Consider the following 24,054-nt stretch of genomic DNA (forward strand, 5'->3'; position numbering starts at 1 on the left):
GGGAATACATCTCATGAGCCTGATCCAGACCCCGGTGTCCTACGGCGAACTGATCGACAAGATCACCATCCTCGAAATCAAGTCGCGCCGCATCGCCGACGAGGCGAAACTGGCCAACGTGCGCAACGAGCTGGACCTGCTCAACGCCACCTGGGCCAACGATGCAGCCTCGCAAACCGACATCTCGGACGAGCGCGCCCGCCTGCTGGCGGTGAACGAGCTGCTGTGGGACATCGAGGACCAGATCCGCCTGAAGGAGCGCGCCCAGGCGTTCGACCAGGAGTTCATCGAACTGGCCCGCGCGGTGTATTTCCGCAACGACGAGCGGGCCGCGTTCAAGCGCGAGATCAACCTCAAGCTCGGCTCGCAGCTGGTCGAGGAAAAGTCGTACCAGGATTACCGCGCGGTCTGAGTCGCCGGCGTTTCAGCCGAGGCCGAGTTCCCGTGCCGCGGCCTCGTAGCGTTCGACCACGTCGCCGACGCTGATCAGGTCCATCACGCCGGGCTTCTCGATCTTGCTGCCCCAGGGAAGATCGCCGCCCGGCTTGCCCAGGTACTTGCGCGCCGCCTCGTCGTATTTGTTCACGCACCAGCGGCGATCGGAGTACGGCCCGGAGCGATCCGGATTGCTCGCGGCATGCAGGCCCAGCACCTTCGTGCCCACCGCGTTGGCCATGTGCATCGGGCCGGAGTCGGGAGTCAGCAGCAGCTGCGCCCGGCCCAGCATGGCCAGCAGCTTCTTCAGCGTGTCCTTGCCGGTGAGGTCGAGCGGCTGGCGCTGGCAGGCCGCCAGCACCGCATCGGCCATCGCCCGTTCGCCGGCGGAAGGCCCGCCGATCAGCGCCACGCGCCAGCCCCGCGTGGCGGCATGATCCATGACCGCCGCGTAGCGTTCCGGCCGCCAGTTGCGCAGCGCATGGCTGGAGGTGGGACTGACCAGCAGGGTGGGCACGTCGCCGGGCAGCTGTTCGGCGGCCCATGCATGCGCCTCGTCCGGAATCGGGATATCCCAGCGCACCCGGGTCTGCTTCAGGCCGAGCGGCTCGCAAAAGCTGCCGATCGCATCAAGCACGTGTTCGCCACTGCGCGCCGGGATGCGTTCGTTGATGACCAGCCCGTGCAGATCCTTCGAACGCGCGCGGTCATAGCCGACGCGGCGATCGGCGCTGATGCCCAGGCTCAGCAGGTTCGAGCGCATCGCCACCTGCATCTGCAGCAGGGCATCGAAGCGCTGTCCGCGCAGCGCCGCGTGCACCGCACGCATGCCGGCCCAGCCGGCGGCCTTGTCGAAGGTGACGAACTCCACGCCGGGCAGGTCGCCGACCAGCTTGCGTTCGAGCTTGCCCACGATCCACGTCAGCGACGTGTCCGGCCATGCCTGCTGCAGGGTGCGCAGCAGCGGCACCACGTGGGTGACGTCGCCGATGGCGGAGGTGCGCAGCAGGCAGATCGAGGCGGGTGTCGGGTTCGGGGTCATGGGGCCTGGGTTAGAATCGTGGGCATTCACCGGGCATGATGATGCAGGAACGAACCCACAACGATGCCGAAGGCGCGATTCTGTTCGACGCGACGGTGTCGTCACAAGTCGGGCATGAATGGTTCGCCGCGGATTACTGGGGCGAACGCGGTGCGTTGCGGACGCAGTCGGGTGGCCGCGGCGGCGTCGCGATCATCACCACGCCGATCGGCGAATGCGTGCTGCGGCATTATCGCCGCGGTGGCCTGGTGGCGGCACTGATGGGTGATCGCTATCTGTGGACGGGCGCCGTGCGCAGCCGTCCGTTTGCGGAATTCCGCCTGCTGGCCGAGATCGCCCGGCTGGAGTTGCCCGGCCCGGTCGTGGTGGCCGCGCGCTATCGCCGGCATGGCCTGTTCTACAGCGCCGACCTGATCACCCGCCGCATCGCCGACGCGCAGACCCTGGCCGAATGCCTGGCAAGCGGGCGGATGGACGGCGAACTGGCCGAAGAGGTCGGTGCGCTGGTGGCACGCTTTCACCGCGTCGGCGTCTGGCACGCCGATCTCAATGCGCACAATGTGCTGGTGACGCCGGAGCAGCTGTACCTGATCGACTTCGATCGCGGACGCATGCGCATTCCCGCCGAAAGCTGGCGAAAAGCCAACCTGCAACGCCTGCGCCGCTCGCTGCTCAAGCTTGGCGCTGCCGCCGCGGGCGAAGCGGCGTTCGAGGAAACCCTGTGGCAACCCCTGCTGTACCGCTATGGGCGTACGCTCAATCCATGAACTGGCATCTGAACTTTCTCGGCGTCGGCGCGGCGCACGCGGCGGAGCTCGGCTCCTCCGCGGCGGTGCTCGAGCGCGATGGCGTGCCGCTGCTGCTGGTCGATTGCGGCCCCGATACGCTGGACCGCTACATGGCGACCTACGACGCGCTGCCGTCGGCCATCTTCATCACGCACACCCACATGGACCATGTCGCCGGACTGGAGCGGCTGTTCATCAAGCTGTGGTTCGACGGGCACCTGCGCGGTACCACCCGCGTCTTCCTGCATGCCGGCCTGATGCCCTGGTTGCAGGCGCGCGTGGCGGACTACCCCGGCGTGCTGGCCGAAGGGGGCGTGAACTTCTGGGAAGCGTTCCGGCTGATCCCGTGCACGCGCGGCTTCTGGCTGGACGGCTTGTGGTTCGACGTGTTCGCCACCCGCCACCACGTGCCGGGAACCTCGTACGGACTCGCCCTGGACGGCTGCTTCGCCTATACCGGCGACACCCGGCCGATCCCCGAGGTGCTGGCGCGCCATGCCGGGGGCACGGGGCTGATCGCCCACGACTGCAGTCTGGTCGGCAACCCCTCGCACACCGGCATCGACGACATCGAACGCGAATACCCCGCAGCGCTGCGTCGGCAGATGATCCTCTATCACTACGGCAGCGCTGCCGATGGTGAAGCGCTGGCCGCCCGTGGTTATCGTGTGGCTGCCACGGGCGAGCGTGTTGCGCTGGCGCCACCTTCTGCGCCTCGCGCTGATGCTGGCTGAGCGACCTGGTCGCTTGCCTGTATCCGAGCCTGCGGCTATCCTTCCGCTTCTTTGTCGGGCAACGCATGCTTGGCAGAGGCGGTTTCACCCATGCGGAGAGGTGTCCGAGTGGTTGAAGGAGCACGCCTGGAAAGTGTGTATAGGGTAAAACCTATCGCGGGTTCGAATCCCGCTCTCTCCGCCAGTGAGTGAAACCGTACGACGCAGGCTGAGGTTCGACAAATTCGTCTGGAACGAATTTGGACAACCGCAGGCTGGCCCCTCGCGGAGCGAGGGGTGAGGTCCAGGATGGTCCGAGCAATCCCGCTCTCTCCGCCGGAATTCGAGTAGTGCGACAGCCTTGACGGGCTGGCGCAACAGCAAAACAACCAAGCGATATCGCTTGACGTCCATGGTGGCCCCGTCGGTCCCCCCGCGACGATAGTTCGCAAACTCCGCCAGGTCCGGAAGGAAGCAACGGTAGCGAATGATTCGGGTGCCGGGGTGTGGCTGGCGGGGCCGCCGCCATTTCGGGCGTGCCGTTACTGACTTGGCCGCCCCGACTTGGCACAATCGGTCTTTGCCCCAACGTTGGTAGCCATGTCCTATCAAGTACTCGCCCGCAAGTGGCGTCCGCGCAAGTTCGCCGAACTGGTCGGGCAGGAACACGTGGTGCGTGCGCTGACCAACGCGCTTGATACCGGCCGCATGCACCACGCCTACCTGTTCACCGGCACCCGCGGCGTCGGCAAGACCACCATCGCGCGCATCTTCGCCAAGTCGCTGAATTGCGAGCGCGGCCAGTCGGCTGATCCCTGCGGCGAGTGCTCGGTGTGCGTGGCGGTGGACGAGGGGCGCTTCGTCGACCTGCTGGAGATCGATGCGGCCAGCAACACCGGCGTGGACGACGTGCGCGAGGTGATCGAGAACGCCCAGTACGCACCGTCGCGCGGCCGCTTCAAGGTGTACCTGGTCGACGAGGTGCACATGCTGTCGAAGAACGCGTTCAACGCGTTGCTGAAGACGCTGGAAGAACCACCGCCGCACGTGAAGTTCCTGCTTGCCACCACCGACCCGCAGAAGCTGCCGGTGACGGTGCTGTCGCGCTGCCTGAAGTTCAACCTGAAGCGGCTGCTGCCGGAACAGATCTCCGGCCAGATGCGACACATCCTGGGCGCCGAGAACATCAGCTACGACGACAGCGCGATCGGCGAGCTGGCACGCGCCGCCGACGGTTCGCTGCGCGATGGCCTGTCGTTGCTGGATCAGGCGATCGCCTACGGCGGCGGTGCGTTGCATGCCGACGACGTGCGCACGATGCTGGGCAGCGTGGCGCGGGGGCAGGTACTGGGCGTGCTCGATGCGCTGGCCGCCGGCGACGGCGAGCGGCTGCTGGCCGAGTGCCGGCAGATCGCGTCGTATTCGCCGGATTTCGGCGGCGTGCTGGACGATATCGCCAGCGTGCTGCACCGCCTGCAGCTGATCCAGCTGATTCCCGGCTATCGCCCCGACGAAGCCAGCGAGGACGACGGCGAGCTGTCGTCGCTGGCCGAACGGATCACGCCCGAAGACGTGCAGCTGTACTACCAGATCGCCACCTCGGGCCGGCGTGATCTCGCATTGGCACCGGATGCGCGCACCGGTTTCGAGATGGCCCTGCTGCGCATGCTGGCGTTCCGTCCCGGCGACGGCGCGCCGTCGGCGCGCGTCGAGCGACCGGCGAGCAATCAAGCTGCCGCACCGCGTCCGCCCGCGCCCGCGCCCGCGCGTGCTTCCGCGGCGCCGGCACGTGCAGTGGAAGTTTCGGCTCCTCCGATGGCCGCTGCGCCAGCGCCAGCGCCCGCGCCGGCTGTTCCCGTGACGCGCGACGCCGATGGCCTGCCCGATTGGGAATCGCTGATCGAGCGCGCCGGCCTGCGTGGCCCGTTCAGCGTGCTGGCGCAGAACGCCATCCTGCGTGAACGCGACGGCCAGACCCTGGTGCTGGCCCTGCAACCGGCGCACATGAGCATGGCGGTCGAGCCGATGGTCAGCCAGATGGAGGAGCGCATCGGCAACGCGCTGGGCGAGCGCATCAAGCTGCGTTTCGTGAGCCAGAACCAGGCCGCCGCCGCGCAGACCCCCGCGGCTCGCGCCGCGCAGGCACGCAGCAGCGCACAGGCCGCTGCCGAGCAGGCGATCGAGGACGATCCGCTGGTGCAGACGCTGAAGCGCGATTTCGGCGCACGCGTGGTGCCGCAATCCATCAAGCCCTTTGACAACGAATCCGGAGCCAGGTGATGAGAGGACAGATCGGTCAGCTGATGCAGCAGGCCCAGCGCATGCAGGAAGACATGAAGCGCGCGCAGGAGGAAATCGCCAAACTGGAAGTCACCGGCAGCGCCGGCGGCGGCCTGGTCAGCGTGGTGATGACCGGCGCCCACGAAGTCCGCCGCGTGCAGATCGACCGGCAGACCTTCGCCGACGATCCCGAAATGGCCGAAGACCTGGTCGCCGCCGCGATCAACGACGCGGTGAACAAGGTGGCCCAGGTCAGCAAGGACCGGCTCGGCGGCGTCACCGCCGGCATGAACCTGCCGGCTGGCTTCAAGATGCCGTTTTGAGGCTGGGAATGGGGAATCGGGAATGGGGAATCGGAACGTCAAGAGCATGAAACGCCTCGCTCCGCTTCTGCCATTCCCGATTTCCGATTCCCCATTCCCGGATATTGCATGAGCGGCTCCCCACTTCTCGCCGAACTGATCGAAGCGCTTCGCTGCCTGCCCGGGGTAGGCGGCAAGAGCGCGCAGCGGATGGCCTTCCATCTGCTGGAGCGTGAGCGCGATCGCGGCCTGAAACTCGCGGCGGTGATGGAGCAGGCGATGCAGCGCATCGGTCATTGCGAGCGTTGCCGAAATTTCAGCGAAGAGCCGTTGTGCGCGCTATGCGCCAGCGCCACTCGTGACCGCCAGGTACTGTGCGTGGTGGAGTCGCCGACCGATCTGGCGGCGATCGAGCAGGCCACCGGTTTTCGCGGCCAGTATTTCGTGCTGATGGGTCGCCTGTCGCCGCTCGATGGCCTGGGGCCGGAAGAGCTGGGCCTGCTGCAGCTGAGCCAGCGCCTGGGCGAGGGCGAGGTCGAGGAACTGATCATCGCCACCAACCCCACCGTGGAAGGCGAGGCCACGGCGCATTACCTGGCCCAGCTGGCGCGCGCCGGCGGCGTGCGGCCGACCCGGCTGGCGCATGGCGTGCCGCTGGGCGGCGAACTGGAATACGTCGACCGCAGCACGCTGGCACACGCCTTCGGCGGCCGCCAGCTGCTGGACTGAAGCCTTGATCCGAGGGAGCCCGACATGAGCGACACGATTTTCAGCAAGATCATCCGGCGCGAGATACCGGCGGACATCGTCTACGAGGATGACGAGGTGCTGGCCTTCCGCGACCTCAATCCGCAGGCTGCGGTGCACGTGCTGTTCATTCCGAAGAAGCCGCTGGCCACGCTCAACGATGCGGTGGCGGGCGATGCGGAACTGCTCGGCAAGCTGCTGCTGGCGGCGGCGAGCTACGCCAAGTCGGAGGGTTTTGCCGAGCAGGGCTATCGCACCGTGATCAATTGCAACGAGGATGGCGGCCAGACCGTTTTCCACCTGCACGTGCATCTGCTCGCCGGCCGCCGGCTGCACTGGCCGCCGGGCTGAGATGGGAGCAAAAAAACGCCGGCTGCGAGCCGGCGTTTTTCTGGATGCTTATTTCTTCGGCGGCGGGGGCGGGCGCACCACGATCACCCGGCGCGGATAGAAACCGCCGTACGGATAACCGCCCCAATACGGACCGAAGCCGGGACCCCAGAACGGGTCATAGAAGCCCGGCGGATAGTTCACCACCACCGGCCGCTTCGGCCACAGGTAGACCACGTCGGCCTCCACCCGCGGGTAGGCGTAGTCGAACTCGCCGACCTTCTGCGACACCGTGCCGTGCAGGGTGCCGGTGACGGTCAGCTCGCGGCCGCGAACGAACACTTCCGGATCGTAGAAGCCATTGCGGCAGGCCACGAAGCGGCCGAGATTCTCGCCGTTGCTGCCGGCCGTGGGGCGCGCCTGGCTGTCGAGCGGACGGGACAGCAGGTAGAAGCAGGTCTGCTGGGGACCCGGCTCGGTCTTGATGATTTCGCCGCCCCAGCGCACGTGCGTGCCGCCGGCGCCGCCTTGCTGTGCGCTTGCGGTGGACACGTCGGCATAGGTGCCTTCCAGCGGTTTCGGAATCGTCGCGCAGCCTGCCAGCAAGGCCAGGGCTGCGGCGAGCGTCAATGGGCGGTACAGGGACATGGGGATATCTCCAAACGGGGGCAGCGATGACGGCCGTCGATTCGACGGCTATTTGACCACGCGGGCGATACGGAAATCCCGTACCGACCGGATGAAGCGGCGCAATGGTTCAGTTGGCGGTTCGGCATGGGCGTAGCGCAACTCAAGATAACTCCTCATCAGCTCGGCCAGTTCCTCGCGTCGATCAGGCAATGCATCGGCAGCGCGGCGCAGGTAATCCTGCGGGCCTTCGCCGCGCCGGCGCACGATGCCCTTGCGCGCCAGCTTGCGTTCCAGCTCGCGCATGGCCCCGCGCAACGGGTCACGCGGCTGTCGCCGGCGCAGGGCCCAGACCAGGCCGATCGCGACAAACAGCGTGTTGCTGATCGCCAGCAGCCAGCCCAGTGTCGCGGTATCGACATCGCGAATGCCGAACGGCTGCAACAGGCCGCGCTGGCGCAAGGCGTCGAACCCGATAACGCCCTGATCCCACCAGCGGTTGACAATGTCCCAGCGGTTGCGCAAACCCTGCAGCCAGTCGGTGCGGTACCAGGCCAACTGGTCGCCGGCCGCGGCGGCTGCACCTTGCGACACGCGTTCCGGGCGCACGGCGGCGGTGGGGTCGACGCGCACCCAGCCGCGACCGGGCAGCCACACTTCGCTCCAGGCGTGGGCGTCGGAGTTGCGCACCAGCAGGTAATTGGCGGCCTTGTTCCAGTATCCGCCCTGATAGCCGGTGACCACCCGGGCTGGAATGCCGGCGGCCCGCATCAGCACGGTGAAGGACGAGGCGTAGTGTTCGCAGAAACCTTCGCGGGTGCCGAACAGGAAGTCGTCCATGGCGTTGCGCCCCAGCGGTGCCGGAGCCAGCGTGTAGCGAAAGCCGCCGTCGTGGAACAGCGCGAGCGCGGCGCGCACGATGGCGCCGTCGTCGCCGCCGTGACTCTGTCGCCACTCCCGTCCCAGCGCCAGCGCCCGCGGGTTGAATCCGTCGGGCAATTGCAGCCAGCGACGCCGATGTGGGCCCAGCTTCGGTTCCAGTCGATAACGCGTGGCCGAACCCAGGCTGTAGCGGAGCGTGTCGTTGACCGGCTTGTCGGCGACCACCACCCGGTCGGCCCGCATGCGGGCACCATCCGGCGGGTCGATCGGCACGTCCAGGGTGGGCAGCACGTTCTGGTGGCTGGCGACGAGGCTGACGTGATAGCTCGTGGCGCCGGCGACTTCCAGCTTCGACGGCGCCAGCGCGGCGAGGTCGCGGAACGTCCAGGTGAAGCCGTCGTAGCGGGCCATGACGTAGGCGCGGAAATAGCGCTGGGCGCGGGCCGGCGGATCGCCATCGAAAGTCACCCGCATGGCTGGGCTGTCGTCCATCATCAGCTCGGCAAACTTGCCCGGCGACATGCTGTCGGCCAGGCCGGTGCTGGCCTGGTCGGGCGTGGGTGCGCCCCACAGCGGCGAGTCGAGTCGGGGAACCAGCAGGAAGGCCAGCAGCGCCAGCGGCAATGCCGCGCCGATCAACCCCAGGCCGGGCAGCAGCGAGCGCGGCAGGCTGTCCGTCGCCTGTGCGGGTTCCAGTGCCCGCAAGGTCGCCAGCGCAGGCAGCAGGCCGAGAGCGACGGCGACGGTGGCGACCATGCCCTGACCCGACAACAGCGCCGCCATCAGGGCGAAGCAGGCGAAGCTGATGCCGACCCGGGCGTCGCGGATGGTCTCGGTCTCCAGCAGCTTCAGCACCAGCAGGCCCACCGCCAGCGCGGTGCCGGGTTCCCGGCCGAAAACATTGCCGTACTGCAGGACCACCGCCAGTGTCAGCAAGGCCAGCATCGGTAGCTTCAGCCAGCGCGGCACGCGACCGGCGCGTTGTCGTCGTTGCCACCAGCGCCAGCCGAGCACCACGGCCAGCACCGCCACGAGCCACCACGGCATGTGCAGGGCATGCAGGCCGAGCACCATTGCCAGGGTCAGGCTGAGCAGGTCGAAGGCGCGGGCGTCGACGGGATGGACGGGCGTGGCGGCACGCAGGCGGCTCATGGCAATTGCGCCAGCGCGTTCATGCAGCGCGCGTAGTGCAGCGGCCCGTTGCTGCTGGCGATCTCGTCGCCAGGCAGCCACAGGCTGTAGCTGCAGCGCTGCGCCTCTGCCTCGTCCACCCAGCGGGCGAGGCGGGCGATGCGCGCCTCGTTCTCCATGCCGCCAAGCTGGCGCCAGTCGAGCTGCCATTGCGGGCGGCTTTGCGGCTGCTCGAAATCCTTGACCAGCAGATTTTCGTGGCGCGCACTGCTTTTCCAGGCGATGTGGCGGCGCGGGTCGCCGACCCGGTAGTCACGCAAGGCGGCCAGTTCGTCGCCACGGTACAGCCGCATGTGGCGGGCATCACCCGCCGGGGCGCGGGGCGGCGGGCCGGCATCCTCCGCGCGCGGCCACACCAGCACGGCCTGCTCCGGTCGCAGCCAGCTCCATGCGCGGAACATGCCCAGCGGCCAGCTGCTCCATACCCGCATGCGCGGCATCGCCTGCCAGCCACGCTTTTCGGTGGCCAGGGAAAGTTGCACCGCGGTGCCGCTGCGACCATCGAGCGCAAAGGCGATGGTGCCGTCGGCGAGCTCCACGCGAATCGACTGGCGCGGACGGGCGGAGTCGAATTCCAGGGTGAGCGTGAGCGGGTCGCCGGCCACCGCGTGGCCGGGGCTGACATGTGCCAGGCGCAGGCCGTCGAGGTTGCGGAATGCCACCAGCATGCTCGCCGCACTGGCGGCGCCGAGCAGACAGGTCAGCAGCAGGGCGGCGTTGTTGCTGTAGTTCAGCGCGCCGGCGAGCATCACCAGCAGCAGCACGGAGAAGCCCAGGCCGAAACCGGTCGGCACGATGTAGATGCGGCGCCGGTGCAGTTCGATCGGCAGGCTTTCCGGGCGGCGATAGCGGGTGAGTGCGGGCAGCCGGCCTTCGGCCCAGCGTTGCAGGCGTTGCATCACGCTGCGCATCAATCCACCGCGACCTCGGCCAGCAACTGCCGCGCCAGCGTGTCGCCATGGGCGCCACGTGCCGGCAGCAGGCGGTGGGCGGCCAGCGGGACGAACAGCGCCTGCAGGTCTTCCGGCAGCACATGGTTGCGATGGTGGAGCAGGGCCCATGCCCGTGCCGCGCCCAGCAGGGCGAGGCCGGCGCGTGGCGACAGCCCCACCCGAATGTCGGCATGGCGGCGGCTGGCGCTCAGCAGGGCCTGCAGATAGTCGAGCAGGGCATTGCTGGCGGTGATCGACTGCGACTGCCGATGCAGCTCGATCAGCGCCGCCGCATCCAGCTTCGGGCGCAACTGCGCCAGCAGGTCGCGCCGGTCGCTGCCGCCGAGCAGGGCCCGTTCGGCGGCAGCGTCGGGGTAGTCCAGCGACAAGCGCAGCATGAAGCGGTCGAGCTGGGAGTCGGGCAACGGGAAGGTGCCGTTCAGATCCAGCGGGTTCTGCGTGGCAACCACGAAGAACGGCTGCGCCAGCGCGTGGGTCTGGCCGTCCACGGTGACCTGGCCTTCGGCCATCGCCTCCAGCAGGGCGCTTTGCGTTTTCGGACTGGCGCGGTTGATCTCGTCGGCCAGCAGCAGGCCGGTGAAAATCGGGCCGGGGTGGAAGCGGAACTGCGCCGTCTCGCGTTCGTAGACGCTGACCCCGAGGATGTCCGAAGGCAGCAGGTCGCTGGTGAACTGCACGCGCTGGAAGTCCAGCGCGAAGGTGGCGGCCAGTGCGTGCGCCAGGGTGGTCTTGCCCACGCCGGGCACGTCTTCCAGCAGCAGGTGGCCGCCGGCGATCAGGCAGGCGAAGGCCAGTTTCACCTGCCGCGGCTTGCCGAGCAGCACCAGGTTGACCTGGGCCATCGCGGCATCCAGTCGTTGCTGCAGGGATTCTTCGTGGGGCTGGGTCATGGCGGACATCGTGGCAGGGTTCTTCGCTGGCGTGACGGGTGCCAGTGTAGCCGCCCCGCAGGGATGTTCCGGGCCGGCCTCAGGGCAGGGCGACGCCGGCTTCGCGCAGCAGGCGCGCCAGTGCGATCAGGGGCAGGCCGATCAGTGCGCTGGGGTCGTGGTTGTCGATGGTTTCGAACAGGCTGATGCCGAGGCCTTCGCACTTGAAGCTGCCGGCACAATCCAGGGGTTGTTCGCGTTCCACGTAACGAAGGATTTCGTCGGCCTGCAGCGGGCGGAAGCGCACGCGGGTCAGGTCGACATGGGTGTGCTGCCGATGCTGGCGGGTGTCGATCACGCACAGCGCGGTATGGAACACCACCTCGCGCCCCGAGCTGGCGGCGAGCTGCGCGCAGGCATTCTGCGGGCTGCCCGGCTTGTCCAGCAGCCGGTCGTCCAGCGCGGCTACCTGGTCCGAACCGATCACCAGCGAGTCCGGATGGAGCGCAGCCACGGCCTCGGCCTTGGCGATGGCCAGGCGCAAGGCGCGTGCCCCGGGCGCTTCGCCGGGCTGTGCCACCTCGTCGGTTCCCGGCGCGGCCTGTTCGAACTGCGGCAGCAGCCGGCGCAGCAGTTCGGCGCGGTAGCGTGAGGTCGAGGCCAATACGATGCGGGGTGAGGGGCCGGCCTGGATCATGGGTCCGATTCGCGCCGGATATGCTCGCGCATGGCGCTGTCGAGATCGGTCTGCGCCTGGTCGAGTGCCTTCAGCAGCGGTTGCAGGCGGCTGCGTGTATCGCGCATCGAGGTGGCGGCCTCATCCAGTTCCTGCTGGCTGGCATGCGGCGAGCGATCCCTGATCCACAGGCGCTGCTGCAGCAGGGCGCGCAGGCCGGCGTCGACCGCATGTCGGGCCTCCTGCTCGCTGGCGGCGGGCAGGTCCGGGTTCAGCGACATCACCGCATGCGCCTGTTGCAGGCCGGCGCGGCAGGTCTTCAGGTCGGCTTCCAGGCGATCGGCCAGGTCGAGCAGGTTGTTCAGGCTGCTGCCGCGCAAATTCTGGCGCCGTCGCAGCAGCAGCGCGCTGGCGGCAAGGCCGACCAGCAGCACCAGCAGCGCGACGAGGCCCAGGGTGAGGTAGGAGTTCAAGGGCAGCGGCTCGGGCGACAGGGAGAGCAAGTCTGCCGCATCGGGGGCAAATCAGGCAAAATGCGCCGCCGGCCACCCATTTCGGGGGTCCGGGCGCCGCACCAGTTGACTTCAGGCGGTCTGGAACCTAACATTTCGCGATTATGTCCGTGACACTGCCAGAGTCCGTGGACGCTTGGCGCATGGTCTCGGCGCGGCGTTCGTTCGAGGGAACGCTTCCTGTGGCGTCCATGCCACGCCTGTGCGAGGCGTTGGCCGATACCGTTGGATCGGTGCATTTCGAGCTGGATTTCGGGCGCGACGAGCTGGGCATCAGCTATGTCGACGTCCGCGCCACCGGATCGCTGAGCGTGACATGCCAGCGCACGCTGGAGCCGTTCGACTTGCCGGTGACGGTGGACACGCGGCTCGGCCTGATCAGACAGGAGCGCGAAGAGGCGGGATTGCCGCCCGATTGCGAGCCGCTGCTGGTGGCCGAGGATGGCCGGTTGAATCCGGTGGATGTGATAGAAGACGAATTGTTGTTGGCGCTGCCGCTGATTCCGATCAATCCGGACAGCAGCCTGCCCGACGAAGCGATCAGCCAGGAACCGGAGACCTCCGGCGAAGGGCAGTCGGAAAATCCGTTCGCGGTGTTGCGCGAACTGAAGAAGTAAACGCCGACCCGAGTCATCGGGTCATCAAGTCACAGATCATCAAGTTTCCGTTGGAGAACTACCATGGCAGTTGCCAAGAGCCGCCGTACCCCGTCCACCCGCGGCATGCGCCGCTCGCACGATTCGCTGAAGACCGTGCAGCTGTCGACCGATCCGACCAGTGGCGAGGTGCATCTGCGCCATCACGTCACCAAGGATGGTTACTACCGCGGCAAGAAGGTGATCGAGACCAAGGGTGCGGTGTCGGTCGAGGATTGATCTGCTTCGGGAGCCCCTCGGGGTTTCCGGACCTGATCGGCAAAACGGCGCGGTGACGCGCCGTTTTGCGTTGTTGGACAGCCGGATGCCGGGCGCGGCGGTTGCACTGGTGCCGCCCAAGGCGTTCAATCCCAAGTTTACGTTGATGGACAGCTGAATGGCCCAGATCTACTCCCGCATCATTGCCACCGGCAGCGCGCTGCCGGAGCGCGTGGTAACCAACGCCGACCTGGAAAAGATCGTCGAGACGAGTGACGAGTGGATCCGCAGCCGCACCGGCATCCGCCAGCGTCATATTGCTGCCGACGGCGAGACCACCGGCGACCTGGCCTTCCGTGCCGCGCAGCAGGCGCTGGAGGCAGCCGGCGTCAAGGCGTCCGAGCTTGACCTGATCATCTTGGGCACCACCACGCCGGACATCATCTTCCCGTCCACCGCCTGCCTGGTGCAGCATCGCCTGGGCGCCAACGGCTGCGCCGCGTTCGACGTCAATGCCGCGTGCTCGGGCTTCGTCTACGCGCTGGGCATCGCCGACAAGTTCATCAAGAGCGGACAGTCGAAGAAGGTCCTGGTGATCGGCGCGGAAACGCTGACCCGCATGGTCGACTGGACCGAGCGCGAGACCTGCGTGCTGTTCGGCGACGGCGCCGGCGCGGTGGTGCTGGAGGCGTCGAGCGAGCCGGGCATCCATGCCACCTGCCTGCATGCCGATGGCGGCCACAAGGAGCTGCTGTACAACCCGGTGGGCGTCTCCGTCGGTTTCAGGGACGAGCCCAACCACGGCGTGCGCATCCGCATGGCCGGTCGCGAAGTGTTCAAGGTCGCGGTGAAGACGCTGGACTCGCTGGTCGAGGAAACCCTCGCCGCCGCCGGCATGAACGAGTCGCAGATCGACTGGCTGATTCCGCACCAGGCCAACCTGCGCATCATCGAGGCGACCGCCAAGCGCCTCAACATGTCGATGGAGCGCGTCATCGTCACGGTCGACAAGCACGCGAACACGTCGTCGGGCTCGGTGCCGCTGGCGCTGGATTACGCCGTGCGCTCGGGCAAGGTACAGCGTGGCCAGAACCTGCTTCTGGAAGCCTTCGGCGGCGGTTTCACCTGGGCGTCCGCGCTGCTGCGCTACTGATACGGCAAGCGTTTCCATGCCGGTCACGATGCCGCCCTCGGGCGGCATCGCATTTTGCGATGCCGGCGGATTCGCGAAATACAGCTGCGTATGGCGGCCCATGCATGGCACCATGTTCGCTTTCGTCGACGGGATTCGCCCATCCATGAGTTCAACCGCTTCCTCGCTCGCTTTCGTCTTTCCCGGCCAGGGTTCGCAGTCGGTCGGCATGCTGGCCGAACTGGCCGCCGCACACGGTGAAGTCCGGGCCGCCTTCGACGAAGCTTCGCAAGGCGCCGGTATCGATCTGTGGAGCCTGAGCGCCCAGGGTCCGGAAGATCAGCTCAACCGTACCGAGAACACCCAGCCCGCGCTGCTCGCGGCCAGCGTCGCGGTGTGGCGGGTGTGGCAGAAGTTGGGCGGCGCGCAGCCGGCCCGCCTGTCCGGTCACAGCCTGGGCGAGTACAGCGCGCTGGTCTGCGCCGGAGCGATCTCCCTGCATGACGCGGCCGCGCTGGTGGCCGAACGCGGCCGGCTGATGCAGGCCGCGGTACCGGCGGGCGTCGGCGCGATGGCGGCGATCCTCGGCGGCGACGACGCGCAGATCGCGGCGGTGTGCGACGAGGTGGCGCAGGGCCAGGTGGTGGCGCCGGCGAATTTCAATTCGCCCGGCCAGCTGGTGATCGCCGGCAACGCCGAGGCGGTCGATCGCACGCTGGCGCGACTGGCCGAGCTGGGCGTGAAGAAGGCGATCAAGCTGGCGGTGTCGGTGCCGTCGCATTGCGCACTGATGCGCGGAGCGGCCGACAAGCTGGGCGAGCGGATGGCGACGGTCGACTGGAAGCTGCCCTCGGTGCCGGTCATCCAGAATGCCGAGGCGTGCAGCTACGGCAGCATCGAGGAGATTCGCGGGGCGTTGCAGCGCCAGCTGTACATGCCCGTGCGCTGGACCGAATGCGTGCAGGCGCTGGCCGCCGGTGGCGCCACGCGCGTCGCCGAATGCGGCCCGGGCAAGGTGCTGGCCGGCCTGATCAAGCGCATCGACAAGAGCATCGAGGCGCGCGCGATCGGCGCGCCGGCGGATCTCGATGCCGCACTCGCCGAGTGGGCCTGACGGCCCCTCGATCATCGAATTTCCGAAGGAACGTTGTTCATGAGCAAACCACTGCAAGGTGAAATCGCGCTGGTCACCGGCGCCAGTCGCGGCATCGGCGCGGCGATCGCGGACGAACTGGCGGCGATGGGCGCCACCGTCATCGGCACGGCCACCAGCGACGGCGGTGCCACCGCCATCGGCGAGCGCATGGCCGCCCATGGCGGTCACGGCCGCAAGCTGGACGTCACCGACGGCGCGGCCGTCGAGGGCCTGGTCGAGGCGATCGCGAAGGAGTTCGGCACGGTCTCGATCCTGGTCAACAACGCGGGCATCACCCGCGACCAGTTGTTGATGCGCATGAAGGAAGAGGACTGGCAGGCGATCATCGACACCAACCTCACCTCGGTCTATCGCACCTCGAAGGCGGTGATGCGCGGCATGATGAAGGCGAAGAAGGGTCGCATCATCTCGATCGCCTCGGTGATCGGCCTCACCGGCAATCCGGGCCAGGCCAATTATGCGGCGGCCAAGGCGGGCATCATCGCGTTCTCCAAGTCGCTGGCCCGCGAGATCGGCAGCCGCGGCATCACCGTCAACGTGGTGGCGCCGGGCTTCATCGATACCGACATGACCCGGGCACTGCCCGAGGACGCCAAACAGGCGATGCTGGGGCAGATCGCGCTGGGGCGGCTGGGCGAGGCGAAGGACATCGCCAGCGCGGTGGGCTTCCTGGCCTCGCCGGCGGCCGCCTACATCACCGGAGAAACACTGCACGTCAACGGCGGCATGTACATGCCGTAGCGTGGGTTGACGCAGTTGTCGCCAGCAGCTTCGTTTTAGGCGACAATTGCGCTTTCGTGCCGGTCAGCGGGGGTCTGACCCCCGTGATGCCGGCCCATCGTGGCAGCCTTGCGGTTTAGCCACTACAATGCGCCGGCCTTTTGCAGGCTTTGAGCCGGCACAGACAAATCAATTACTCCTTGAGAGGTATGGGCAACATGAGCACCATCGAAGAGCGCGTCAAGAAAATCGTCATCGAGCAGTTGGGCGTGAAGGAAGATGAAGTCACGGCGAACGCTTCGTTCGTTGACGACCTGGGCGCAGATTCGCTGGACACGGTGGAACTGGTGATGGCACTCGAAGAAGAATTCGAGACCGAGATTCCGGATGAAGATGCCGAGAAGATCACCACCGTGCAGCAGGCCGTCGATTACATCAAGGCCCACTCCAAGGATTGATCGGCAGTGAATTGACCGCCGTTGAGCGGATGGGCTCGCCTGGTGCGGGCCGGTTCGTTCACACGGCGGTACCGAAGGCTGCGCCATCTTGGCGCAGTTTTCGTTTCTGCATTTTGTAACGTCCGATCCCGTATGGTCGCCGGGGAGTCCGGCGGCCCGGATGAATCGCGGATCGGACGAGTCATGGCTTTACCTGCGCTGTCGGCAGCGGCAGATCCGCGCAATCACGTAAGGAAATCAGCATGAGCAAGCGACGTGTGGTAGTGACCGGCATGGGCATCATCTCGCCGGTCGGCAACGACATCGCCAGCGCCTGGGATCGCGTCGTCCAGGGCGTCAGCGGGATCGGCCCGGTCACGCATTTCGACACCTCCGCTTATTCCACGCGCATTGCCGGCCAGGTCAGCGGCTTCGATCCGGCTGACTGGATGGCGGCGAAAGACGTCAAGAAGATGGACCCGTTCATCCACTATGGCGTGGCTGCCGGCACCCAGGCCTTGCGCGACTCCGGGCTGGAAGTGACCGAGGCGAATGCGCCGCGCATCGGCGTGGCGGTGGGCGCCGGCATCGGCGGCCTGTACACGATCGAGGCGACCGCACTGGAGCTGGCCGCCAAGGGCCCGCGCCGCGTCTCGCCGTTCTACGTGCCCAGCTCGATCATCAACATGGTCTCGGGCCAGCTGTCGATCATGTTCGGCCTGAAAGGCCCGAACATCGCCTGCGTGACGGCGTGCACCACCGGCACCCACAACATCGGCCTGGCCGCGCGGATGATCCAGTACGGCGATGCCGACGCGATGATCGCCGGCGGCGCCGAGTTCGCCACCACCGGTACCGCGATGGCCGGCTTCTGCTCGGCCAAGGCCATGTCCACCCGCAACGACGAGCCGACCAGGGCCAGCCGTCCGTGGGACAAGGACCGCGACGGCTTCGTGCTGTCCGACGGTTCCGGCGTGCTGATGCTGGAAGAGTACGAACACGCCAAGGCCCGCGGTGCCCGCATCTACGCCGAGCTGGTCGGTTTCGGCATGAGTGGCGACGCGTACCACATGACCGCACCCAGCGAGGGCGGCGAAGGCGCGGCGCGCTGCATGCAGACGGCGCTGGACGATGCACGCCTGAACCCGGCCGAGGTGCAGTACGTCAATGCGCATGGCACGTCCACGCCGCTGGGCGACCTGGGCGAGGTGATGGCGGCGAAGAAGGTGTTCGGCGACCACGCCCACAAGCTGGCGATGAGCTCGACCAAGTCGACCACCGGCCACCTGCTGGGTGCGGCCGGCGGCGTCGAGGCGATCTTCACCATCCTGGCGCTGCGCGACCAGGTGCTGCCGCCAACGATCAACCTGGACAATCCCGGCGAAGGTTGCGATCTCGACTTCGTGCCGAACACCGCGCGCGAGGCGAAGTTCGACGTGGCGATCTCCAACTCGTTCGGCTTTGGCGGCACCAACGGCACGCTGGCCTTCCGTCGCGTCTGACGCGCCACGCGTGACCTGCCATCGCCGCATCCTGGCCGGCCGGCGCGACCTGCTCGCGCCGGCCGCTTCATTTCCCGCGCGCTATCCCTGCCTGCTGGAAAGCGTGGTGCATGGCACCGCGCAGTCGCGCTACGACATCCTGTTCGGATTTCCCGAAGACTCGCTGAGCCTGCACGCGGACGGGAGCCTGCGCGACCACGACGGACGGCAGCGGGAAGGGCGCTTCCTCGACGCGCTGGATGAGGCTTGGCGCGCCGCCCGCCTGCCGCCCGCGGACGACGACCTGCCGTTCCATGGCGGCTGGGTGCTGCTGCTGGCCTATGAACTGGCCGGCGAAATCGAGCCGGGGCTGCGCCTGCGCCCACCCGCCGAGCTACCCCTGGCGCTGGCGCTGCGCTGCCCGGCGGCGGTGATCGTCGACCATGCACGTGACTGCACGATCCTGGTCGCCGAGGCGGGGCGGGAGGATCTTCTCGACCGGCTCGAAGCGGATCTTGGCGCGGAATCCTCGATTCCGCTGCTGGCCGGGCCGTGCGGTTGGGACGAGGACGCGCCGGAACATTTCCTCGATGGCGTGGCGCGTATCCACGAGCATCTCCATGCCGGCGACATCTTCCAGGTGAACCTGTCGCGCGCGTGGCGCGCCCGTTATGTGCCGGCGCCCACCGCGGCCTCGCTCTACGCGGTATTGCGCCGTGCCAACCCGGCGCCGTTTGCTGGCCTGCTGCAGCAGCCTGGCTGGGCGGTGGTCAGCTCGTCGCCGGAACGGCTGGTCGAAGTGCGCGGCGGCGTGGCGCAGACCCGGCCGATCGCCGGCACCCGCCCGCGCGTGCCCGGTGACGACGATGCGGCGCGCATCCGCGAGCTCAGCGCGCATCCGAAGGAGCGCGCCGAACACGTGATGCTGATCGACCTGGAGCGCAACGACCTGGGTCGGGTCTGCGTGCCGGGCACGGTCGCGGTCGACGAGCTGATGGTGGTGGAGAGTTACGCCCACGTTCACCACATCGTCTCCAATGTACGCGGGCGACTGCGCAGCGAGGTGACGCCCGGCGAGGTGATTGCCGCCACTTTCCCGGGCGGCACCATCACCGGTTGTCCCAAGGTGCGCTGCATGGAAATCATCGCGGCGCTGGAAGACGCGCCACGCGGCGCCTATACCGGCGCGCTGGGTTATCTCGATCGCAACGGTGAGCTCGACTTGAACATCCTGATCCGCACGCTGACCCTGCTGGGCAACGAAGTGAGCCTGCGCGCCGGCGCCGGCATCGTGGCCGATTCGGTGGCGGCCAGCGAGCTGGCGGAAACCCGTGCCAAGGCGCGCGGGCTGCTGCGCGCGCTGGGAGTGCCGGACTGATGCCTGCGCGCATCCTGGTCGACGGCGAAGCGGCGCAGCAGGTTTCGGTGCTGGATCGTGGCCTGGCCTACGGTGACGGCTTGTTCGAAAGCATTCGCCTGGTCGGCGGCGTCGCGCCCCTGTGGTCGCGTCACATGCAACGACTGGCCGATGGCTGCGCGCGCCTGCGGATTCCCGCGGCCGACCCGCAGCAACTTTGGCGCGAGGCGTTGCAGGTCAGCGCCGGCATGCCGCAGTCGGTGGTCCGCATCACGCTCAGCCGCGGCCAGGGTGAGCGCGGCTACGCGCTGCCGGTCCACGTGCAACCCACCCGCGTGGTGGCTGCATTCGCACCACCGCAAGTGGATCGGGACGTGTATGCGGAAGGCGTGCGCATGCGCGTCTGCGCCATCCGCCTGGCGGAACAGCCCCTGCTGGCCGGCATCAAGCATCTGAACCGGCTGGAGCAGGTCATGGCGCGGGCCGAGTGGGATGATCCGGCGATCGCCGAAGGCGTCCTGCTGGATAGCCACGAGCGGGTGATTTCGGCGACCATGGCCAATCTGTTTGCGGTGATCGATGGTCAGTTGCTGACGCCATCGCTGGACCGTTGCGGCGTGGCCGGGGTGGCGCGAGCCGAGGTGCTGGCGTGCTGTCCCGCGGCGCGAGTGGGTGACATGACGCTGGCGATGCTGCACGCGGCGGACGAGTTGTTCCTCAGTTCGAGCGTGCGCGGCATCGCGCCGGTGCGTTCGCTCGATGGGCGCGACCATCGGCCCGGTGCACTCACGCGCCGGTTGCAGCAGCATTGGCAGGATCTGGGTTTCACGATGGAGCAGGCTGGATGAGTGACAAACGGGTGCGCGGCCGCGCATGGCTCAAGCTGCTGGTGCTCCTGTTGCTGGCGGCGGCCGGCGCCGTGTTCTATCTCGGCAACGCCTATACGCGGTTCAATTCGACGCCGCTGACCGTGGCGGCCGGCGGTGGCAGCATCGAGGTGGCCCGGGGCAGCAGCTTCAGGGACATCGTCGCCGACCTGCGCCGGCAGGGCCTGAGCACGGCCAACCCGCTGTACTGGCGGGCGCTGGCGGCGCAGATGCGGGTGGCCGGCAAGCTGCATGCCGGCGAGTACGCGCTCGAGCCGGGCATCACGCCGCGCCAGCTGCTGGCCAACATGGCGGCAGGTCGGGTGCTGCAGCGCAATTTCACCATCGTCGACGGCTGGACCTTTGCCGAGCTGCGCCAGGCGCTGGCCAGGGCGGAGAAGCTGCAGCACGACAGCGCCAACCTGGATGACGCCGCCGTGATGCAGAAGATCGGTGCGGGCGGCGAGGCGCCGGAAGGGCGTTTCCTGCCCGAGACCTATGCCTATGTGAAGGGCGACAGCGATCTGGACATCCTGCGCCGTGCGCACGCCGCGATGGTGAAGACGCTGGATGAATTGTGGCCGGGCCGCGCGCCGGACCTGCCGCTGGCCACGCCGTACGAGGCGCTGATCCTGGCCTCGATCGTGGAAAAGGAAACCGGCCTTCCCGTCGAGCGGGCGCAGATCGCCGGGGTGTTCGTGCGGCGGCTGCAGAACCACATGCTGCTGCAGACCGACCCCAGCGTGATCTACGGCATGGGTGCGAACTACGCCGGCAATATCCGCAAGAGCGACCTGACCACCGACACGCCGTTCAACACCTATACCCGGGCCGGCTTGCCGCCGACGCCGATCGCCTTGCCCGGCAGGCCCGCGCTGGTCGCGGCCCTGCATCCGGCCGCCGGCGATGCGCTGTATTTCGTGGCGCGTGGCGATGGCGGCCATGTGTTTGCGCGCTCGCTGGAAGAACACAATCGCAATGTCGACTGTTACCAGCGGAAGCGTTGCCGATGATCGCGCGAGGGAAGTTCATCAGCCTCGAAGGCGGCGAGGGCGCGGGCAAGAGCACCTTGCTGGCCGGCCTGCGCGAACACATCGAACGAAACGGCGTGTCGCTGGTGCAGACGCGCGAGCCCGGTGGAACCACCGTGGGCGAGGCCGTGCGTGCCATCGTGCTCGATCCGGCCCAGCGCGGCATGGCCGCGGAAACCGAACTGCTGCTGATGTTCGCCGCGCGTGCGCAACTAGTGCGCGAGGTGATCGAGCCGGCCCTGGCGGCGGGGCGCTGGGTGCTGTGTGACCGCTACGCCGATGCCAGCCATGCCTACCAGGGTGGCGGTCGCGGCCAGCCGACCGAACGCATCGCGGAGCTGGAACGCTGGGCCTGCATGGGCGTGCAGCCGGACCTGACCCTGCTGCTCGACCTGCCGGTGGCCACCGGGCGGGCGCGCGCCGCCGGACGCGGCGACGCCGACCGCATCGAGGTCGAGGCGGATGCCTTTTTCGAGCGCGTGCGTGCCCGTTATCGCGAGCGTGCCGCGGCCGAACCCGAACGGTTCCGGACGCTCGACGCCGGTCAGTCGCCGGCCCAGGTGCTGGCTGCCGCCACGATGGCAGTGGAAGACCTGCTGGCCGGGGCGCAGGCATGAGCGTGCTGCCCTGGCAGGTTCCGCACTGGGCGCGGCTGCAGGCGAGTCGCCAGCGCGGGGCACTGGCGCACGCCCTGCTGGTCTGCGGCGCCGCCGGCCTGGGCAAGCGCGCGTTCGTCCAGCATTTCATGCAGGGGCTGCTGTGCAGTGAGCCGGTGGACGGCGAGCCCTGCGGCCATTGCCGCAGCTGCCTGCTGATCGCCGCCGGTTCCCATCCGGACCTGGTCACCTTGAGTTTCGGGCTGCGCAAGGATGGCGTGCAGCGCAGCGAGATCGTGGTCGACCAGATCCGCGATCTGTCCGCGCGGCTGGCGATGAACAGCCAGTTCGGCGGCTGGCAGGTGGCGGTCATCGACCCTGCCGACGCGATGAACGCGGCTGCCGCCAATGCGCTGCTGAAGACGCTGGAGGAGCCGGCCGCGCAGACCATGCTGATACTGCTGGCCGATGCGCCCTGGCGCCTGCCGCAGACGATTCGCAGTCGCTGCCAGCGGGTCGAATTCCAGCTTCCGGCCGAAGCCGATGCGCTGGCCTGGCTGCAGGACGAAGGCGTGCGCCATCCGGCGGAGGCGCTGGCGGCGGCTGCCGGCAATCCCGGCCTGGCCCGGGCCTGGGCCGGCGAGGGCGCGCTGGAGCGCCGGCAGGAAGTGCGCAAGGACCTGGCGGCGCTGGCCGCCGGCCGAGGACAGCCCATCGAGGTCGTCAAGCGCTGGCTGGACAACGAGCCGGCGCAGCGGCTGTGGTTCGCCGCCCAGGCCACCGCGGACGAGATCCGCGCGCGTTCATCAGCCAGTGCCGCTCCGTTGGCCAGCGCCATGGACGTCGAGGCGCTGGCGCACTGGTATGACGCGGTCAATCGTACCCGCGAGGCCTTGCGCGGGCCGCTCCGTGGCGACCTGTTGCTGCTCGAACTCCTCGCGCAGTGGCGATGACCCCGGCTGGCGGCATCTCGCTGACGTCGGCGGCGATGGATGGCCTGCCAGAGTTTTCCGGGCAGACCCGGTTGCTGGTGGTCGCGCCGCATCCGGATGACGAAACCATCGCCACCGGCCTGCTGATCCAGCGGGTGCGTGCGGCAGGCGGCGAGGTGCGCATCCTGCTGCTCACGGCCGGCGACAACAATCCCTGGCCGCAGCGCTGGCTGGAGCGGCGCATCCGCATCGGCGCCGACGATCGCAGGCGCTGGGGCCAGCGCCGTCGTGGCGAGATGTTGCAGGCGCTGCAGCAGCTTGGCCTGGCTGATTCGAGCCTGCAGTCGCTGGGCTGGCCGGACATGGGACTGACCGAGCTGCTGTTGCAGTCGCCCGAGGCCTCCGTGGCGACGCTGGCGGCGGCCATCGATGCGTTTCGCCCCAGCCTGGTGCTGGCGCCGGCGCTGTCCGACCATCATCCGGATCATGGCTCGGCGCACGTGCTGGTGCGCCTGGCCCTGGCCGGGCAGGCCGACCCGGCGCCCTTGCTGGGCTACCTGGTGCACGGGGAGCGTGGCGACGAGTCCTTCGAAGTGGCCGGCAGCACCTTGCAGCTCGCCCGCAAGCTCGCTGCGCTGGAGGCGCATCGCAGCCAGATGGCACTCAGCGGCACGCGCATGCGGCATCTGGCCGGCCGACCGGAGTGCTGGGCCTGGCCAGCCCCGCCACTGGCGGCCTTGCCCTGGCGGCCGCCAGCCTGGTTGAACCCGTGGCTGCGGCTCAGCGTGGTCAGTGCCGCGGGGGTGGAACGCTGGCGCTGGGCACAGGCGCCGCTGCAACGCGACGGTGCCGGAAGCTGGCGCCTGTTGCCCTCCGCCGTGGCGCGGCAGGCGCCGGTCTTCGCGCGCCTGACCCTGGCCTTGCCCACGCCGTGGATTTTCGATCACTGGGGCTGGTGCGAACTTTCCTGAGCGGCTGCCCGTGCAGGACGGCTCTTGCGCGCCCCGGTTGACCGGGCTAGCTTGAGGCAGGGGGAAGATGACGGTGGCCTGGCCCGTCATCACGTCCGGTCACGCAATCCGGTGACGGCAATTCCAGTGGTTCCAGCAGCTGCCTGGAAGGGCAGACGTCATCGCAGCCGGTCC

The 24,054-nt window shown here is 68.2% G+C and carries 27 protein-coding genes, 1 tRNA gene and 1 other RNA gene; 22 read left to right on the top strand and 7 right to left on the bottom strand.

Annotation, left to right across the window (positions count from 1 at the left end):
* Positions 1-13: 13 nt before the first annotated feature.
* The gene (locus tag I6J77_RS07235; protein WP_056765890.1) at positions 14-412 is read left to right on the top strand and encodes a DUF6165 family protein; all 399 of its coding nucleotides are present in this window, start codon (positions 14-16) and stop codon (positions 410-412) included.
* Between the two features lie 12 nt (positions 413-424).
* On the opposite strand, the gene I6J77_RS07240 is transcribed toward I6J77_RS07235, so the two are convergent.
* Positions 425-1,477 carry a glycosyltransferase family 9 protein gene (locus I6J77_RS07240; RefSeq protein WP_204111116.1) on the bottom strand — a complete coding sequence of 351 codons (1,053 nt, stop codon included), beginning with the start codon at positions 1,475-1,477 and terminating at the stop codon, positions 425-427.
* Between the two features lie 35 nt (positions 1,478-1,512).
* On the opposite strand from I6J77_RS07240, the gene I6J77_RS07245 reads away from it, so the two are divergent.
* The 8 genes from I6J77_RS07245 (at position 1,513) to I6J77_RS07280 (ending at position 6,658) form a co-directional block, all read left to right on the top strand.
* A complete protein-coding gene (locus tag I6J77_RS07245) occupies positions 1,513-2,244 on the top strand; it encodes a 3-deoxy-D-manno-octulosonic acid kinase (protein ID WP_204111117.1) in 732 nt (243 codons plus the stop codon).
* Positions 2,241-2,999, top strand: coding sequence for an MBL fold metallo-hydrolase (locus tag I6J77_RS07250; protein ID WP_056718819.1), 759 nt, complete (start codon positions 2,241-2,243; stop codon positions 2,997-2,999). Before I6J77_RS07245 ends, I6J77_RS07250 begins: the two co-directional genes overlap by 4 nt.
* Before the next feature lie 94 nt (positions 3,000-3,093).
* Positions 3,094-3,183 (top strand) — tRNA-Ser (locus tag I6J77_RS07255).
* A gap of 217 nt (positions 3,184-3,400) precedes the next feature.
* Positions 3,401-3,497: signal recognition particle sRNA small type (gene ffs / locus I6J77_RS07260), an RNA gene on the top strand.
* An 81-nt stretch (positions 3,498-3,578) separates the two neighbouring features.
* On the top strand, positions 3,579-5,258 hold the full coding sequence (gene dnaX, locus I6J77_RS07265; RefSeq protein WP_204111118.1) for a DNA polymerase III subunit gamma/tau: 1,680 nt from the start codon (positions 3,579-3,581) through the stop codon (positions 5,256-5,258).
* Entirely contained in the window at positions 5,258-5,581 is a 324-nt protein-coding gene (locus tag I6J77_RS07270) for a YbaB/EbfC family nucleoid-associated protein (RefSeq protein ID WP_040672683.1), read from the top strand. The genes dnaX and I6J77_RS07270 overlap by 1 nt, the downstream gene beginning before the upstream one ends.
* 108 nt (positions 5,582-5,689) lie before the next feature.
* Entirely contained in the window at positions 5,690-6,289 is a 600-nt protein-coding gene (gene recR / locus I6J77_RS07275; protein ID WP_007805160.1) for a recombination mediator RecR, read from the top strand.
* 24 nt (positions 6,290-6,313) lie between these two features.
* Positions 6,314-6,658, top strand: a complete 345-nt coding sequence (locus tag I6J77_RS07280; protein WP_056765901.1) for a histidine triad nucleotide-binding protein — start codon at positions 6,314-6,316, stop codon at positions 6,656-6,658.
* Positions 6,659-6,706: 48 nt separating this feature from the next.
* Here I6J77_RS07280 and I6J77_RS07285 read toward each other — a convergent pair whose 3' ends face one another.
* The 6 genes from I6J77_RS07285 to I6J77_RS07310 form a co-directional block, all read right to left on the bottom strand.
* Positions 6,707-7,285: a Slp family lipoprotein gene (locus I6J77_RS07285; RefSeq protein ID WP_056718823.1), complete on the bottom strand. Its 579-nt coding sequence runs from the start codon at positions 7,283-7,285 to the stop codon at positions 6,707-6,709.
* A 48-nt stretch (positions 7,286-7,333) separates the two neighbouring features.
* A complete protein-coding gene (locus tag I6J77_RS07290; RefSeq protein ID WP_204111119.1) occupies positions 7,334-9,298 on the bottom strand; it encodes a DUF3488 and transglutaminase-like domain-containing protein in 1,965 nt (654 codons plus the stop codon).
* The gene (locus I6J77_RS07295) at positions 9,295-10,248 is read right to left on the bottom strand and encodes a DUF58 domain-containing protein (protein ID WP_204111120.1); all 954 of its coding nucleotides are present in this window, start codon (positions 10,246-10,248) and stop codon (positions 9,295-9,297) included. The genes I6J77_RS07290 and I6J77_RS07295 overlap by 4 nt, the downstream gene beginning before the upstream one ends.
* Positions 10,248-11,189 (bottom strand): MoxR family ATPase, encoded by a 942-nt coding sequence (locus I6J77_RS07300; protein ID WP_056765909.1) that lies wholly within the window; start codon positions 11,187-11,189, stop codon positions 10,248-10,250. Before I6J77_RS07300 ends, I6J77_RS07295 begins: the two co-directional genes overlap by 1 nt.
* A gap of 70 nt (positions 11,190-11,259) precedes the next feature.
* Positions 11,260-11,856, bottom strand: coding sequence for a nucleoside triphosphate pyrophosphatase (locus tag I6J77_RS07305; RefSeq protein ID WP_204111121.1), 597 nt, complete (start codon positions 11,854-11,856; stop codon positions 11,260-11,262).
* Positions 11,853-12,308 carry a hypothetical protein gene (locus I6J77_RS07310; protein WP_204111122.1) on the bottom strand — a complete coding sequence of 152 codons (456 nt, stop codon included), beginning with the start codon at positions 12,306-12,308 and terminating at the stop codon, positions 11,853-11,855. Before I6J77_RS07310 ends, I6J77_RS07305 begins: the two co-directional genes overlap by 4 nt.
* A 182-nt stretch (positions 12,309-12,490) precedes the next feature.
* On the opposite strand from I6J77_RS07310, the gene I6J77_RS07315 reads away from it, so the two are divergent.
* The 13 genes from I6J77_RS07315 to I6J77_RS07375 all read left to right on the top strand — a co-directional run bounded on the left by I6J77_RS07315 (position 12,491) and on the right by I6J77_RS07375 (position 23,880).
* Positions 12,491-12,964: a DUF177 domain-containing protein gene (locus I6J77_RS07315; RefSeq protein WP_204111426.1), complete on the top strand. Its 474-nt coding sequence runs from the start codon at positions 12,491-12,493 to the stop codon at positions 12,962-12,964.
* A 63-nt stretch (positions 12,965-13,027) separates the two neighbouring features.
* Positions 13,028-13,222 (top strand): 50S ribosomal protein L32, encoded by a 195-nt coding sequence (gene rpmF, locus I6J77_RS07320; RefSeq protein WP_007081784.1) that lies wholly within the window; start codon positions 13,028-13,030, stop codon positions 13,220-13,222.
* Positions 13,223-13,379: 157 nt separating this feature from the next.
* The gene (locus tag I6J77_RS07325; protein ID WP_056718829.1) at positions 13,380-14,354 is read left to right on the top strand and encodes a beta-ketoacyl-ACP synthase III; all 975 of its coding nucleotides are present in this window, start codon (positions 13,380-13,382) and stop codon (positions 14,352-14,354) included.
* A 145-nt stretch (positions 14,355-14,499) separates the two neighbouring features.
* On the top strand, positions 14,500-15,447 hold the full coding sequence (fabD, locus tag I6J77_RS07330; protein ID WP_204111123.1) for an ACP S-malonyltransferase: 948 nt from the start codon (positions 14,500-14,502) through the stop codon (positions 15,445-15,447).
* A gap of 39 nt (positions 15,448-15,486) precedes the next feature.
* Complete coding sequence (fabG, locus tag I6J77_RS07335; protein ID WP_204111124.1) at positions 15,487-16,230, top strand: 3-oxoacyl-ACP reductase FabG; 744 nt, start codon at positions 15,487-15,489, stop codon at positions 16,228-16,230.
* Between the two features lie 197 nt (positions 16,231-16,427).
* Positions 16,428-16,667 carry an acyl carrier protein gene (acpP, locus tag I6J77_RS07340; RefSeq protein WP_007805185.1) on the top strand — a complete coding sequence of 80 codons (240 nt, stop codon included), beginning with the start codon at positions 16,428-16,430 and terminating at the stop codon, positions 16,665-16,667.
* Positions 16,668-16,909: 242 nt separating this feature from the next.
* Positions 16,910-18,148 carry a beta-ketoacyl-ACP synthase II gene (gene fabF / locus I6J77_RS07345; protein WP_204111125.1) on the top strand — a complete coding sequence of 413 codons (1,239 nt, stop codon included), beginning with the start codon at positions 16,910-16,912 and terminating at the stop codon, positions 18,146-18,148.
* A gap of 10 nt (positions 18,149-18,158) precedes the next feature.
* Positions 18,159-19,505, top strand: a complete 1,347-nt coding sequence (locus tag I6J77_RS07350) for an aminodeoxychorismate synthase component I (protein ID WP_204111126.1) — start codon at positions 18,159-18,161, stop codon at positions 19,503-19,505.
* On the top strand, positions 19,505-20,332 hold the full coding sequence (gene pabC / locus I6J77_RS07355; protein WP_204111127.1) for an aminodeoxychorismate lyase: 828 nt from the start codon (positions 19,505-19,507) through the stop codon (positions 20,330-20,332). The genes I6J77_RS07350 and pabC overlap by 1 nt, the downstream gene beginning before the upstream one ends.
* Entirely contained in the window at positions 20,329-21,363 is a 1,035-nt protein-coding gene (gene mltG, locus I6J77_RS07360) for an endolytic transglycosylase MltG (RefSeq protein WP_204111128.1), read from the top strand. Before pabC ends, mltG begins: the two co-directional genes overlap by 4 nt.
* Positions 21,360-21,998 carry a dTMP kinase gene (tmk, locus tag I6J77_RS07365; protein ID WP_204111129.1) on the top strand — a complete coding sequence of 213 codons (639 nt, stop codon included), beginning with the start codon at positions 21,360-21,362 and terminating at the stop codon, positions 21,996-21,998. Before mltG ends, tmk begins: the two co-directional genes overlap by 4 nt.
* Entirely contained in the window at positions 21,995-22,930 is a 936-nt protein-coding gene (gene holB / locus I6J77_RS07370) for a DNA polymerase III subunit delta' (protein ID WP_204111130.1), read from the top strand. Before tmk ends, holB begins: the two co-directional genes overlap by 4 nt.
* Positions 22,927-23,880, top strand: coding sequence for a PIG-L deacetylase family protein (locus tag I6J77_RS07375; RefSeq protein ID WP_204111131.1), 954 nt, complete (start codon positions 22,927-22,929; stop codon positions 23,878-23,880). The genes holB and I6J77_RS07375 overlap by 4 nt, the downstream gene beginning before the upstream one ends.
* The last annotated feature ends 174 nt before the right edge of the window (positions 23,881-24,054 follow it).

The organism is Rhodanobacter sp. FDAARGOS 1247, from assembly GCF_016889805.1.
In the GTDB taxonomy this organism is placed as follows: Bacteria; Pseudomonadota; Gammaproteobacteria; order Xanthomonadales; family Rhodanobacteraceae; genus Rhodanobacter.

Bases quoted from the DNA above. Each gene is read 5' to 3' on its own strand.
- fabD (WP_204111123.1), top strand. From the start codon at position 14,500: ATGAGTTCAACCGCTTCCTCGCTCGCTTTCGTCTTTCCCGGCCAGGGT.
- I6J77_RS07375 (WP_204111131.1), top strand. From the start codon at position 22,927: ATGACCCCGGCTGGCGGCATCTCGCTGACGTCGGCGGCGATGGATGGC.
- I6J77_RS07245 (WP_204111117.1), top strand. From the start codon at position 1,513: ATGATGATGCAGGAACGAACCCACAACGATGCCGAAGGCGCGATTCTG.
- I6J77_RS07315 (WP_204111426.1), top strand. From the start codon at position 12,491: ATGGTCTCGGCGCGGCGTTCGTTCGAGGGAACGCTTCCTGTGGCGTCC.
- I6J77_RS07235 (WP_056765890.1), top strand. From the start codon at position 14: ATGAGCCTGATCCAGACCCCGGTGTCCTACGGCGAACTGATCGACAAG.
- I6J77_RS07305 (WP_204111121.1), bottom strand. From the start codon at position 11,856: ATGATCCAGGCCGGCCCCTCACCCCGCATCGTATTGGCCTCGACCTCA.
- pabC (WP_204111127.1), top strand. From the start codon at position 19,505: ATGCCTGCGCGCATCCTGGTCGACGGCGAAGCGGCGCAGCAGGTTTCG.
- I6J77_RS07270 (WP_040672683.1), top strand. From the start codon at position 5,258: ATGAGAGGACAGATCGGTCAGCTGATGCAGCAGGCCCAGCGCATGCAG.
- I6J77_RS07325 (WP_056718829.1), top strand. From the start codon at position 13,380: ATGGCCCAGATCTACTCCCGCATCATTGCCACCGGCAGCGCGCTGCCG.
- I6J77_RS07250 (WP_056718819.1), top strand. From the start codon at position 2,241: ATGAACTGGCATCTGAACTTTCTCGGCGTCGGCGCGGCGCACGCGGCG.
- tmk (WP_204111129.1), top strand. From the start codon at position 21,360: ATGATCGCGCGAGGGAAGTTCATCAGCCTCGAAGGCGGCGAGGGCGCG.
- holB (WP_204111130.1), top strand. From the start codon at position 21,995: ATGAGCGTGCTGCCCTGGCAGGTTCCGCACTGGGCGCGGCTGCAGGCG.
- fabG (WP_204111124.1), top strand. From the start codon at position 15,487: ATGAGCAAACCACTGCAAGGTGAAATCGCGCTGGTCACCGGCGCCAGT.
- dnaX (WP_204111118.1), top strand. From the start codon at position 3,579: ATGTCCTATCAAGTACTCGCCCGCAAGTGGCGTCCGCGCAAGTTCGCC.
- recR (WP_007805160.1), top strand. From the start codon at position 5,690: ATGAGCGGCTCCCCACTTCTCGCCGAACTGATCGAAGCGCTTCGCTGC.
- I6J77_RS07290 (WP_204111119.1), bottom strand. From the start codon at position 9,298: ATGAGCCGCCTGCGTGCCGCCACGCCCGTCCATCCCGTCGACGCCCGC.
- I6J77_RS07280 (WP_056765901.1), top strand. From the start codon at position 6,314: ATGAGCGACACGATTTTCAGCAAGATCATCCGGCGCGAGATACCGGCG.
- mltG (WP_204111128.1), top strand. From the start codon at position 20,329: ATGAGTGACAAACGGGTGCGCGGCCGCGCATGGCTCAAGCTGCTGGTG.
- I6J77_RS07295 (WP_204111120.1), bottom strand. From the start codon at position 10,248: ATGCGCAGCGTGATGCAACGCCTGCAACGCTGGGCCGAAGGCCGGCTG.
- I6J77_RS07300 (WP_056765909.1), bottom strand. From the start codon at position 11,189: ATGTCCGCCATGACCCAGCCCCACGAAGAATCCCTGCAGCAACGACTG.
- fabF (WP_204111125.1), top strand. From the start codon at position 16,910: ATGAGCAAGCGACGTGTGGTAGTGACCGGCATGGGCATCATCTCGCCG.
- acpP (WP_007805185.1), top strand. From the start codon at position 16,428: ATGAGCACCATCGAAGAGCGCGTCAAGAAAATCGTCATCGAGCAGTTG.
- I6J77_RS07240 (WP_204111116.1), bottom strand. From the start codon at position 1,477: ATGACCCCGAACCCGACACCCGCCTCGATCTGCCTGCTGCGCACCTCC.
- rpmF (WP_007081784.1), top strand. From the start codon at position 13,028: ATGGCAGTTGCCAAGAGCCGCCGTACCCCGTCCACCCGCGGCATGCGC.
- I6J77_RS07285 (WP_056718823.1), bottom strand. From the start codon at position 7,285: ATGTCCCTGTACCGCCCATTGACGCTCGCCGCAGCCCTGGCCTTGCTG.